This window comes from Caballeronia jiangsuensis, assembly GCF_046030135.1.
Classification (GTDB): Bacteria; Pseudomonadota; Gammaproteobacteria; order Burkholderiales; family Burkholderiaceae; genus Caballeronia; species Caballeronia jiangsuensis.
In genome coordinates, this window is sequence record NZ_JAQQDB010000077.1 from 1 (window position 1) to 12502 (window position 12502).

Consider the following 12502-nt stretch of genomic DNA (forward strand, 5'->3'; position numbering starts at 1 on the left):
AACGCGAAACATGCTGACAGCGCGTTCGAGACGTTCGGCCTGATCGCGCAGTTCGGCGGCGGCGTGCTCGGCTTCCCCCACGAGCGCCGCGTTCTGCTGCGTCGCTTCGCCGATCAGCATGACCGCGCTGTTCACCTGCTCGATGCCCGACGCCTGCTCGCGCGACGCGACGCCGATTTCATCGACGATCGCATTCACGCGCGACACGCGCTCGACGATGCCGCCCATCGTGCTGCTGGCATGCTCGGCGATCTTGTAGCCCTGCGTGACCTTCGCGGCCGATTCGGCGATCAGCGCTTCGATCTCTTTCACTGCACCCGCGCTGCGTTGAGCGAGCGCGCGCACTTCCGATGCGACGACCGCGAAGCCCTTGCCATGCTCGCCCGCGCGCGCCGCTTCGACGGCTGCGTTCAACGCGAGGATGTTGGTCTGGAACGCGATGCCTTCGATGGTCGCGGTGATATCGGCGATGCGGCGTGCCGATGCATCGATCTCGCTCATCGTCGCCACGACGCGTCCCACGGCGTCGCCGCCCGCGCGCGCCGCCTCCGAAGCCGACGCGACGAGCGTACCGGCCTGCGCGGTATTGGCCGCGTTCTGCTGCACGGTGCTCGTGATCTGTTCCATGCTCGCGGCGGTTTCTTCGACGCTCGCCGCCTGCGTGGCGATGCGCGTCGCGATATCGCTGCTGCCCGACGCGATGCGCGCCGTGCCATCGTTCATGTCCGCCGATGCGCTGCGCACTTGCGCGACGATGCCCGCGAGCCCACGCGCAATGCCATCGATTGCACGCATCAGGCGGCCGATATCGTCCTCGCGCGTGCTGTCGATGCGCACGGTGAGATCGCCCGCGGCGATGCGTTCCGAGGCGCGCGTGACGTCGTCGATGGGACGGCCCACGAGCTTCGTCACCGCGAAGATCAGCACGCCGACGAGCAGCGCGACCACGACGAGGCCGAGCATCAGAAAGCGGTTGCGGCTCTCGTGCACATCCGCGAGCAGTTCGTCGCGATAGGCGATGCCGCCGATCATCCATTGCCACTGCGGCACCGTCATGTAGACGATTTCCTTCGTGCCGCCATGCACGCGCGCATCAGCGCCCGCGATGTCGGCGCCGTCGAACGTGAGCTGGCCTTCGTGCGATTCGAGCATCTGCCTGAAGGGGGCGACGCGTTCATCGGCCAGTTCGTTTTTCGAGCCGGGATGCACGAGCAGCTTGCCGCGATTCGCCCCATTCGATGCATCGACGACGAAGTGATAGCCGCTCGCACCGATCACGAGTTTCGCGATCCCGTCCTGCAGCGCGGCGAATTCGGAGGTCACGTCCACGCCCACGAAGAGCGCGCCGATCACACGGCCCGACGCATCGGTGACGGGCTTGTACTCGGTGACGTACTGCTTGCCGAAGAGCGTCGCGATGCCGATGTACGGCTTGCCCGCGATCATCGGCGCATACGCGGGGCCCTTGCGGTCGAGCAGCGTGCCGATGGCGCGCGTGCCGTCCTGCTTCTTGAGCGATGTGGTCACGCGCACGAAATCATCGCCGGTGCGGGCGAAGATCGTCGCGATCGCGCCGCTTTCGTCGAGAAACGCATCGGGGATCGCGAAGTCGTTGTTCAGGGGCTTGTCGCCTGCGAGGAAGCTCGGTGTCGCAACGCCGCCGATGTCCACGGTGCGCGTTTCGTCGAGCGTGAAAGTGGCGGGCAGGCGGTGCGCGAAGATCGTCATGAAGCGCGTGACTTCCGCGCTCACGGCTTTGTCGAAGAGTCCGATCATCGTCGCGATCGAGCGATTCTCGCTTTCGACGCGTGCGAGCGCGTGCTCATCGACCTGCTCGCCCGCGCTTCGGGTGACGGCGATGGTGAAGAAGGCAACGACGACTGCCGTGAGCGCGCAGGCGAGCACGGCGAATTTGGTCCCGACGTTCATGCGGGCCAGAGTATTACGAAGCATGGGGGAATGGCTGAACGATAAGAGTTGTACTGCCACTTATCGGCACGTCCTTGTCAGGTCTTTAATTTTTCGTCAGGGCGTGAGTTACCGGCGTTGCCTCATGGCGAGCGCGACGCCCGAGAGCGTGAGCGCCATCGCGATCGCCTCGCGCGCGCCGAGCGGCTCGCCAATCGTGAGCGCCGCAGCGACGATTCCCATGATCGGCACGAGCAGCATGCCGATGGACGCGACCTCGGCGGGCAGGCGGCGCAACGTCGCGAACCATGCGAGATAGCACACGGCCATCGGGACGAGGCTCATGTAGACGAGCACGGCCCAGCCGTCGAGCCCGAGCGCGGAAAAAACCGGATGCTCGATATAGAGGCCGAGCACGATCATCGGCGCACAGCCGATGCCGACTTGCCACGCGACGAGCGTGACGGGCGGGATGGGTATCGGGCCGTGCGTGATCACCGTGCCGAGCGCGAACAGCAGCGCGGCCGAAAGCGCGAACCCGATGCCGGCGAGCTTGCCGCCATCGAACGAAAGGCCGTGCGCGGACAGCAGCACGACCACGCCCGCAAGGCCCAGCGCGAGGGCGCAGAAGCCCGCGACCGACGGCTTGCGCTTCGCGATGGGCCACGCGAGCAGCATCGCCCAGATCGGCATCGTGTAGACGAGCAGCGCGCCTTCGCTCACTGATAGCCATTTCATCGAGAGCGTGGAGAAGCCCATCCACGCGAAGACATTGATCGCCGATGCGAGCAGCAGCCTCGGCACCAGCGCGCGCGGCACGCGCATGTTCTCGCCTGCCAGTTTTGCGATGACGCCGAGCAGCACGGCGGCCGCGATGCCGGCGATGCCGCGCGAGAAGAGCGGCGGCCACTCGCGCAGCAGGATTTTCATGGCGGGCCAGTTCAGCGCCCAGCCGGTGGCGGTGACGAGCAGATAAAGGAGCCCCGTCAATCGAGCAGGCATGGAAGGCGTTTGTCGTGGTTGTCCATGGGGTTCGATCATACAGGCGCGCCGGCGGGTTCGAAGGTCGCGGGGTCGGCATTTTGTATGCGTGAGGCGGCATGCAAAACGCCAAAGTGCATGCGAAACGCCGAATGCAAGCGCGTCCGTAGCGGCAGAAATAGGAAATTTATAGAAAACGATTAACTACGCTCGTCGATCAAATCCTGCTCGACGATAAGGCGCGCAACCCCTTTACGCCGACGCTTCGGCTTGGATTAGGGCAAATACCAGGATAGTCAGTCGAGAGCAAACCCACTATCCTTCGAAAAACGTTTTCCAAAACCCAGGCCGGCTTGCGGCTTCACCACCTACGCAAGCCATCGCCACGGCGCTCGTCGCCGGTCATGCAACAAAGAACGCGGCACGACGAGCGCCGCCGCGTCCGGAGACTTTCATGAACACTGTCGTTGCCGGCGTCGTGCGTACCGCCAGCCGCTATCGCTGGACCGTGTGCGCGCTGCTCTTCTTCGCCACGGTCATCAACTACATGGACCGGCAGATCCTCGGTCTGCTCGCCCCGATGCTGCAGCACGACATCGGCTGGACGCAGATCCAGTACGGCCGCATCGTGATCGCGTTCTCGGCGTTTTATGCGATCGGTCTGCTTTGCTTCGGGCGTATCGTCGACTGGCTCGGCACGCGTATCTCCTACGCGCTCGCGATGTTCGTATGGAGCATCGCCGCGATGCTGCACGCGGCCGTCGGCTCCGTGATGGGCTTCGCGATGGTCCGCGCACTGCTCGGCATCGGCGAGGGCGGCAACTTCCCGGCCGCCATCAAGACGACCGCCGAATGGTTCCCGCGCAGCGAGCGCGCGCTCGCGACCGGCATCTTCAACTCCGGCGCGAACATCGGTGCGGTGTTCGCACCCGCGCTCATTCCCGCCATCGCGGTGGCCTTCGGCTGGCGCGCGGCATTCGTGATCGTCGGTGCAGTCGGTCTCGTGTGGCTGGTCGTGTGGTTCTTCATGTATCGCCAGCCGGACGGCAGCGCGCAGGAGGACGATCTCGCGAACGAAGGCGACGAAACCCGTTCTGCCGATGCCGCCAACGCGAAAGCAGGCGCACCGGGCTTCAAGGTGCTCATCAAGCAGCGCGAGACGTGGGCGTTCATCGTCGGCAAGTTCCTGACGGATCCGGTGTGGTGGTTCTATCTGTTCTGGCTGCCGAAGTGGCTCAACGAATCGCGCGGCATGGACATGCAGCACATTGGTTTGCCGCTCGTCGTGATCTACGCGATCACCACCATCGGCAGCATCGGCGGTGGGTGGATTTCGTCGGCGCTGTTGCGTGCGGGCTGGACCGTGAATGCGGCACGCAAGACCGCGATGCTGATCTGCGCATGTGCCGTGTTGCCGATCGCGTTTGTCTCGCAGGCCGACAATCTGTGGGTCGCGGTGGCGATCGTCGGTCTCGCGGCGGCCGCGCACCAGGGCTGGTCGGCGAATCTCTTCACGACGGCATCGGACCTGTTCCCGCGTCGTGCAGTGGGCGCGGTGGTCGGTATCGGCGGCATGGCCGGTTCGATCGGCGGCGTGCTGTTCTCGGAAGTGATCGGCCAGGTTCTGCAGCGCACGGGTCACTACTGGGTGCTGTTCGCGATCGGCGCATCGGCGTATCTCATCGCCTTCGCGATCATGCACATGCTCACGCCGAAGATGACGCCGGCGAAGCTCCCGGCCTGATCGCTAATTATTACTAATCAGAAAATGCGCCGCGCCGCCAGCACTCGCAACTTGCAGGCGGCGCGGCGCGAATCACGCGGCCGCAGCAGTCGATTCACGCACGATGAGCCGCGGCTCGAACATGGAGTTGCCGGGGTCGGGATGACCGGCGAGCGCATCGATGAGCTTTTGCATCGCCAGTTCGCCCATCTTCTCGCTCTGGATGTCGACGGTCGTGAGCCCCGGTGCAGCGTATGCGCCATAAGGCACGTTGTCGATGCCGGTCACCGACACGTCCTTCGGCACGCGAATGCCGAGCGACGCGGCTTCCTTCATGAAGCCGAGCGCGATGAGGTCGTTGTAGCAGATCACCGCTTGCGGCCGCTTCGGTCCGAGCATCACGCGCGAGCAGGCCTGTTCGCCCGCAAGTGCAGTCGGCGCGTGCGCTTCGTAGATGTCGAGCTCGAGGCCCGCCTCGGCGAGACAATCGCGTGCGCCGCGAATCCGTTCATCGTTGATGCGTGCATGCTCGAAGCCGAGATACGCGATGCGGCGATGGCCGAGATCGAGCAGATGGCGCGCGAGCATGTAGGTAGCGAGGCGGCTGTTGATGCCGACGCTCGGAATCGGCAGTTCGGCATTGCGCAGAAGCACGACGGGCTTGTCGAGGTCGAGCATCCATTGCGCGTTTTCGTCGGCGAGACGCGAACTGACGAGCAACCCGTCGACACGCTGCGCGAGGGCTTCGATGAGCGGACGCTCACGCGCCTGGTTCTCGTCGATATCGACGAGCAGCAGCGTGTAGTCGTGGCGCAGCGCAATGCGGTTCGCGCCCTTCACGACGTTGGTGAAGTGCGGATTGCTGATGTCGAGGATCGTGAGTCCGATGGTGCGCGTCTTGCCCGTGATCATCGAGCGCGCGAGCGGGTTCGACCGGTAGCCGAGCGTATCGATGGCTTCCTTGAGCTTGGCTTCGACCGGCGCGGAGAAGCGTTGCGCGCCGTTGATGTACTTTGAGACGGTCGCGACGGACACGCCCGCTGCGGCGGCGACGTCGCGAATGGTCGGGGAAATTTTCTTCATTCGGAAGGTAACGTTTTCGCAATGTTTACGGATTGTCGCAGAAAACCGGGAAACAATGACGCGCATCATGCATTTTGCATGCAGCGTTATGAATGCCGGACGGCGATTGACGGCCGTTCCGCCCCGTCGCTATAGTCCCGAAAACGTTTTCTTCATTTTTGCTTTCAACGTATTACCACGTATTGGACAGGAGTCTCGATGAATCAGCCAAATGCAGCGGGCAAACCGTTCAAGCGCCTGCTTTTGACCGGCGCCGCCGGCAATCTGGGCCGTCAGTTGCGCGGCGCGCTCGCGCAATGGGCCGACGTCGTGCGGCTCTCCGACATCGCGCCGCTCGACGATGCGGCGAGCCACGAAGAAATCAGCGCTGTCGATCTCGCGGACCGCGAGAAGGTGATGCAACTCGTCGAAGGTGTCGATGCGATCGTGCATCTCGGCGGCATCTCGATCGATGCGCCGTTCGACGATCTGATCGAGGCGAACATCCGCGGCACGTACAACATCTATGAAGCTGCGCGCCGTTACGGCGTGAAGCGCATCGTGTTCGCGAGCTCGAACCATGCAATCGGCTTTCATCCGGTCACCGAGGTGATCGATACGGATGCGCAGCATCGGCCGGACAGCCTCTACGGCGTGACGAAGTGCTTCGGCGAATCGCTGTCGCGCTATTACTTCGACCGCTTCGGCATCGAGACGGTGAACCTGCGCATCGGTTCGTCGTTCGAGGAGCCGAAGAATCCGCGCATGCTCGTCACGTATCTGAGCTACCGCGATTTCATCGAACTCGTGCGCTGCTCGCTGTTCGCGAATCGCGTCGGGCACGCCGTGGTGTATGGCGCGTCGGACAATCCCGTGAAGTGGTGGGACAACGCGAAGGCCGGCTTCCTCGGCTTCAATCCGAAGGACAGCTCCGCGCAGTTCGACGGACTCTTTCCGGTGAGCGGGCCGACCGCCGAACGCGACGACCCCGCGCAACGCTTCCAGGGCGGCGCGTTCGTGCTGGGCGAACCGATGGAGCGCAAGCGATGAGCGCATCCGTTCGCGCCGAACGGCTCGACGCGGGCGGCCGTGCGACGGTCGGGGAATGTCCGGTATGGCGCGCGCAAGAGGGCGCGCTGTATTGGACCGATATTCCCGCGCGCCGAATCGTTCGGCTCGAAGTCGACAGCGCGCGCCGCACGGAATGGGCGTTTGCCGAGCAGGTCGCGTGCTTTGCGTTCGATGAACCGGGGCGGGTCGTCGCGGGCATGGAGAGCGGCATGTTCGCCGTGACGCTCTCCGGTGCGGGCGGGGTGAACGAAGGGCGCGCCGTGAAGCTCGCCGCGCCAGCGTTTCCCGCTACGGGCATGCGTTTCAACGATGGCCGCTGCGACAGGCAAGGGCGCTTCTGGGCCGGAACGATGGTGCAGGACATGTCGCTCGCGAGTCCTGCCGGCGCGCTGTATCGCTACGACGAGCACGGCACGCTCTCCGCGCCGATTGTCGATGGTTTGATCACCCAGAACGGTCTCGCGTGGTCGCCGGATGGCAGAACGATGTATCTGTCCGACTCGCACCCGCAACGCCGCCTAGTATGGGCCTTTGACTTCGATCCCGATACGGGCACGCCCGGCGCGCAACGTGTGTTCGCCGATCTGCATCACTACGCGGGCCGCCCGGACGGCGCCGCTGTCGATGCGGACGGCTGCTACTGGACCTGCGCGAACGACGCGGGACGCTTGCTGCGCTTCACGCCGCAGGGCAAGCTGGATCGCGAGATCGCGCTGCCCGCGAGCAAGCCGTCGATGTGCGCATTCGGCGGGACCGATCTGAAGACGCTCTATGTGACGACAATTCGTCCGGCAATGAACGCCACTGACGACGACGGCTATGTGTTCGCCATGAACCCCGGTGTGCAAGGCTTACCGGAACCGGATTACGCCGGATTGTTACCGGTCGCATGATCGTCGCGAAACGGGGCGAATCGCACGCCCCGGTCGCAATTTTTACGCATAGTTTGGGACGCAAACGATTCGATGCACCGCATTGGCGCGCATCGAATCGACAGACACGTACCGCTTCGGAACCGATACCAAGAACAAACACCAATGCTGTAGTTCCTCCGTAAAGAGTAGTCTCCGCAGGTACCTCAAGTACCAGCGATCTACCCGATTCTCTTATCCGGAGGAGACCTAGATGGACCTTGAAGCTCGCACCATGAAGCGCGTGATGGTTCGCCTCGTGCCGTTCCTGATCTTGTGTTACTTCATCGCGTATCTCGATCGCGTCAACGTCGGCTTCGCGGCGTTGCAGATGAACAAGGCGCTCGGCTTTACCGCCAGCATGTTCGGCTTCGGTGCCGGCATTTTCTTTATCGCCTATTTCTTTTTCGAAGTGCCGTCCAATCTGCTGCTCGAACGATTCGGCGCGCGTCGCTGGATCGCGCGGATCATGTTCACGTGGGGCATTCTCGCGGCGGCAATGGCCTACATTCCGCACATCGCGCAAGCGACGGGCCTGTCGAACGCTTACGTGTTCTATGGCTTGCGCATTCTGCTCGGCATCGCGGAAGCGGGCTTCTTTCCCGGCATCATCTTTCTGCTGACCTTGTGGTTTCCGGCGAAGTATCGGGGCCGTGTGGTCGGATACTTCATGGCGGCGATTCCGCTGTCCACGGTGATCGGCGGGCCCATCTCCGGCGCGCTGTTGCAGATGGACGGCATCAACGGCATGCAGGGCTGGCAATGGCTGTATCTGATCGAAGCGATTCCCGCGCTCCTGCTTGCGTTCGTCGTGTATTTCTACCTGACCGACAGGCCGTCCGATGCGCACTGGCTCGCGAAGGAAGAGCGTGACTGGCTCGTGAATCGCCAGGCGCAGGAACGGGCGCATCGTGAATCGGTGCATGCGTTCAGCGTGAAGGAGGCGATTTTCAATCCGCGCGTGCTGGCCATCGCGTTGATCTACTTCGGCGCGAATGCGACCAACTATGGCCTGAGCTTCTTCCTGCCGCAGATCGTCAAGGCGTTCGGCCTGACCAACCTGCAGACGGGCTTCGTCACGTCATTGCCGTATGTCGTCGGCGTGATCAGCATGGTGCTGTGGGGCCGGCATTCGGATCGCAAGCTCGAGCGCCGCTGGCACGTCGCGATTGCGCTGATGGTGGCGGCGGGCGGCATCGCGGCTTCTGCTGGGCTGGATAACCCGGTGATGAAGATGATCGCGCTGTCGATCGCGGGCTTCGGCATCTTCGGCTGCCTGCCTGTGATCTGGACGCTGCCGGCTTCGTTCCTGTCGGGGGCTGCTGCTGCGGGCGGTATCGCCGCGATCAACTCGCTCGGCAACCTCGCGGGCTTCTTCGGGCCCTATGCGATGGGCTGGATCAAGGACAGCACGGGCGGCTTCGGCGCGGGCCTGCTGTGCCTCGCAGGGGCGGGCATGGTCGGCGTGGCCGCCGTGCTGCTGCTGCATCACGATTCGTCGATGGAGACGATTTCGGGGGCGCACGACGTTGAAGACGCTCAGCCTCAAGCAGCGCGATAAGCATTCAACATGCCGACGTCGCGAGGGCATCCGAAGTTGCGTCCTCGCGCGTTGAATTAATAATTTTCTTTGCGCCGACTCTCACTGCACCGTCAACCAGCGCTTGAGTCGGTTGCTTAACTATCACGCTGTGTGGAGAACGTCCGGACCGCGCGTCTTCGCGAGGCAGTGCTCTCAATTTTAGCCCCAAGCTATCAAACACGTTTGTACGTGATATGTCCGTGGGACTTCACTTTCTGGTGGTCTGGGATGTGAGCGTGAGGGCTGTATGCGGCATCGGGCCTTGCCGATCACCGCCAGTACCGGTGTGCGCGCATCCAGACAGCGCCGGATACGCAGAAGGCACAGTGCAAGCATGCAAGTATCGGCTTGAGCGGGCCCCATGCGTACACGCGATTAGGACACCTGGCACGGTGATCCTCGTACGGCTCATCAAGCTCCTGAGCAGTGTGCGCAGGGTCAGCGAAAATATTGGCGCCGAAGTCTTGCTGCTATGCCAGATAGGCCAGACCCGTGACGGCCTCCAGTTGCGAGCGGTGCTTTAGACGTTTGAAGGCTTCCTCGATGCGCCAGTGCCGATGATCGAGCGCGCCAAAGGTGACGCCGGAGGACGAGCAGCGAGTTCATTAGCACGCGGGCGCGGACGTTCGGTGTGACATCGCGGATCAGGCGCACGGTGATGGACGTGCGGGCAAGTTCGTAAGCACAGGCATCGCGCTCGCTGGGCGCCTTAAGCGTCACCACGCGCTCGGCCTGGCCGCTGCGGGCAAAGTCGGTGACGCATGTCTAGTTACGTGCATCGATACGCGTGCAGAACGCAATCTCGCGTCGCGCGAGTGCGGCAACGATCATCTTGCCGACAAAGCCGCGACCGAGTGCGATTGCGGGTAAATCCAGCAGGAGAACGACCCGCACGCTCGGCGAGCGCCGGATCGAATAGAAAGTCGGAGAACTCAGCCAGAAGTCGGGAAGACGCCGGTATTTGAGCTCATATCGTTGATTTATCAGGGAGTTATGCAGACGAGCTTACAGGGTTGACGCGCCGTATACAAGCGCTTTTAGGCTTAAGTTGAGAGCATTGCTTCGGGAACGTGCGCGGCCGTTTACGCCAATATATTTGAGTTCCGCAAGTTTGATCGGTTGCGTCATATTTTGTGGACCAAGCGCTTAATTCCGATTTGTGTTGCGCTGGAACTCGCCTTGCGCCAGCGCCGACGGTAAGATCAATCAGCGTTCGCATAATAGTTAGCTAAACGAATTAAGTGGAAAGTATCCCGCTGACCTTACGACTGGGTATGGCGGACTCGCTCATCGGTCAACTCAGGGGCGAAAATGAGGCAGCGTAACAGCCGCCTTTGCTGATTTGGCGCATGCTGTCGAGAAAATTAGAAAGGGCCGATCATACAATGGATTCAATTAAAAGCATGAAAGTTTTCGTCGAAGTCGTAGAGACGAGTTCTTTTCGAAGTGCAGCGAAGCGACTCACAATGTCGCCGGCCATGGCAAGCAAACATGTAGCTCATCTGGAGTCTACGTTGCATACGCGACTGCTGCATCGTTCCAGTCGAAGCATCAGCCTGACCGAGTCGGGGACACTCGCGTATGAAAGGTGCCGGGAAGCGCTTGAGATCCTTAACGAAACGGAAGTGTTGCTGGGGCAACGCAACGGATCGCCGCGCGGTAAACTGCGCATAACGGCGCCGCAGTGGCTTTCTAACCCGGTCTTTGCTCGCAAGCTAATCGAATATCAACAGGCTTATCCGCATGTTCAACTCGAACTGTTTCTTGACAATCAGAAGGCCGACCTCGCATCTGGATGGTTTGATCTTGCGTTGCGCGTCACTGAGAACCCGGCACTCTCGCTTATAGCGCGACCGATTGCGACCGTCGATTTCCTTTTGATCGGTGCGCCCGCCTATTTTGCCAGGGCGGGTCGTCCGTCTTCTGTTGAGGAACTGCCCCTTCATCGTTATGTCATGCCGATATTGAGTGATTGGGCTAATGCGAAAGCACATAAAGGAAATTCTGTCGACATCAACGGAAGCAACGTCATTCGTTCCAACGATACGACATTGATCCTGCAACTCGCTCGACAAGGCTTCGGCCTCGCCTACCTCCCTCGCTGGATTGCATCCGAAGATCTCCGCTCCGGTTCGCTGGAATTTGCCATTCCTGGATATATTCCTTTTTCACAGTCACTTTACGCGATGTACGTGAATCGCCGATATCTTGCACCAAAAGTCCGTACCTTCATCGACTTTATGGTGGAGTCGATGAACGAGCCTATGTAAAGTCGCGATCGATTCTCTTTCTCTCAAGCAGGTCCGTTCCTTAAGCTCGTTTGACCGATTGAGCTGAGCTGGTTCAAGCTCGATCTGTTCGATGAATTTAGAGGGCCGACGCTCAATCTACATATTTAGATATATTGAATAAGTGAACGTAGGAATTTATAAGAATAATCTGGTGCTATCTTAACGTGCTTTCTCGGAAAGATATTTCATCCACCAGTGGGAAACCGACGGTTTCGCGAACACAACGGAGTGGCGAAACACGGCGGGCTAAGATGTAAGAAGTAGAGCTAAATTGTGGCAAGCGAAGATATGAAGCAGGACGGTCCAAAAGCTATGAAATGCGCATGCCAGCATTGCTGCACGGTCCGGCGTTCCATCGTCTTGTTACCCTTCGCAGGAGCACCGGAAAATGCGTTCGCGTCGTTGAAAGGAGAGATCGCGCAAGTCGCGAACTCCGTCGAAGTCGACCTCGCGGAAATATCGTCTGATGTTGCAGGAGGCGAGACGATTCAGACTTTGGCCGAAAAAGTATGCGAGTTGCTCAAGAAGGTGCCAGGGAGAATTGTTATTTTTGGCCACAGTATGGGCGCATTGATTGCTTTCGAGGCGGCACTGCGGTTTGAACAAGAGCGTATCGAACGATTGGTCTTGTCGGCATGTCCTCCGCCCGATGAAGTGTCCGCTCCTGCAGGCGAGCTCGGAGCTTCATTCTTCCCTCTTGATGAATCGTCGGTCAGCCTGAAGCAGCCACGAAAGCGTAGCGGCACGATTGTTGATCGTCTTGAACGCGACCTCAAAATTCTATCCAGATATGTTCCGTCTCATGCGACCTCCTTGAGCATCGACATTCGCGTGCTTTCTGGTGCATCCGATAAAGTCGCTCCCCCGGCAGTCACATCGCGCTGGGCGCAGTTCACGACGCAGCGTTTCGAGCACCGGATCTTTTCTGGCGGCCACTTTTACTTTGTCGGCCGAATGCCGGAATTGTCGGCGG

The 12502-nt window shown here is 61.2% G+C and carries 9 protein-coding genes; 6 read left to right on the forward strand and 3 right to left on the reverse strand.

Annotated elements, in window-relative coordinates:
• Positions 1–1953 (reverse strand): methyl-accepting chemotaxis protein (locus PQR08_RS37990; RefSeq protein ID WP_250485343.1); only part of this gene is annotated, 1953 nt, incomplete at its 3' end.
• 84 nt (positions 1954–2037) lie between these two features.
• The gene (locus tag PQR08_RS37995) at positions 2038–2910 is read right to left on the reverse strand and encodes a DMT family transporter (protein WP_238288957.1); all 873 of its coding nucleotides are present in this window, start codon (positions 2908–2910) and stop codon (positions 2038–2040) included.
• Positions 2911–3343: 433 nt separating this feature from the next.
• Here PQR08_RS37995 and PQR08_RS38000 point away from each other — a divergent pair, with 433 nt between their 5' ends.
• Positions 3344–4633, forward strand: coding sequence for an MFS transporter (locus PQR08_RS38000; RefSeq protein ID WP_250485342.1), 1290 nt, complete (start codon positions 3344–3346; stop codon positions 4631–4633).
• Between the two features lie 72 nt (positions 4634–4705).
• Here the strand turns inward: PQR08_RS38000 and PQR08_RS38005 are convergent, their stop codons facing one another.
• Positions 4706–5695 carry a LacI family DNA-binding transcriptional regulator gene (locus tag PQR08_RS38005; protein ID WP_187604208.1) on the reverse strand — a complete coding sequence of 330 codons (990 nt, stop codon included), beginning with the start codon at positions 5693–5695 and terminating at the stop codon, positions 4706–4708.
• 198 nt (positions 5696–5893) lie between these two features.
• Here PQR08_RS38005 and PQR08_RS38010 point away from each other — a divergent pair, with 198 nt between their 5' ends.
• From PQR08_RS38010 to PQR08_RS38030, 5 genes are all read left to right on the forward strand, one after another.
• The gene (locus PQR08_RS38010) at positions 5894–6724 is read left to right on the forward strand and encodes an NAD-dependent epimerase/dehydratase family protein (protein WP_250485341.1); all 831 of its coding nucleotides are present in this window, start codon (positions 5894–5896) and stop codon (positions 6722–6724) included.
• Complete coding sequence (locus PQR08_RS38015) at positions 6721–7638, forward strand: SMP-30/gluconolactonase/LRE family protein (RefSeq protein WP_250485340.1); 918 nt, start codon at positions 6721–6723, stop codon at positions 7636–7638. Before PQR08_RS38010 ends, PQR08_RS38015 begins: the two co-directional genes overlap by 4 nt.
• A 232-nt stretch (positions 7639–7870) precedes the next feature.
• The gene (locus tag PQR08_RS38020; RefSeq protein WP_250485339.1) at positions 7871–9217 is read left to right on the forward strand and encodes an MFS transporter; all 1347 of its coding nucleotides are present in this window, start codon (positions 7871–7873) and stop codon (positions 9215–9217) included.
• A 1424-nt stretch (positions 9218–10641) separates the two neighbouring features.
• Complete coding sequence (locus tag PQR08_RS38025) at positions 10642–11508, forward strand: LysR family transcriptional regulator (RefSeq protein ID WP_250485338.1); 867 nt, start codon at positions 10642–10644, stop codon at positions 11506–11508.
• 309 nt (positions 11509–11817) lie between these two features.
• A partial coding sequence (locus PQR08_RS38030; protein WP_408164370.1) for a thioesterase II family protein occupies positions 11818–12502 on the forward strand: 685 nt, incomplete at its 3' end.

What these genes read in the sequence shown, in the direction of transcription:
- PQR08_RS38000 (WP_250485342.1), top strand. Translation starts at nt 3,344, where the DNA reads ATGAACACTGTCGTTGCCGGCGTCGTGCGTACCGCCAGCCGCTATCGC.
- PQR08_RS38005 (WP_187604208.1), bottom strand. Translation starts at nt 5,695, where the DNA reads ATGAAGAAAATTTCCCCGACCATTCGCGACGTCGCCGCCGCAGCGGGC.
- PQR08_RS38015 (WP_250485340.1), top strand. Translation starts at nt 6,721, where the DNA reads ATGAGCGCATCCGTTCGCGCCGAACGGCTCGACGCGGGCGGCCGTGCG.
- PQR08_RS38025 (WP_250485338.1), top strand. Translation starts at nt 10,642, where the DNA reads ATGAAAGTTTTCGTCGAAGTCGTAGAGACGAGTTCTTTTCGAAGTGCA.
- PQR08_RS38020 (WP_250485339.1), top strand. Translation starts at nt 7,871, where the DNA reads ATGGACCTTGAAGCTCGCACCATGAAGCGCGTGATGGTTCGCCTCGTG.
- PQR08_RS38010 (WP_250485341.1), top strand. Translation starts at nt 5,894, where the DNA reads ATGAATCAGCCAAATGCAGCGGGCAAACCGTTCAAGCGCCTGCTTTTG.
- PQR08_RS37995 (WP_238288957.1), bottom strand. Translation starts at nt 2,910, where the DNA reads ATGCCTGCTCGATTGACGGGGCTCCTTTATCTGCTCGTCACCGCCACC.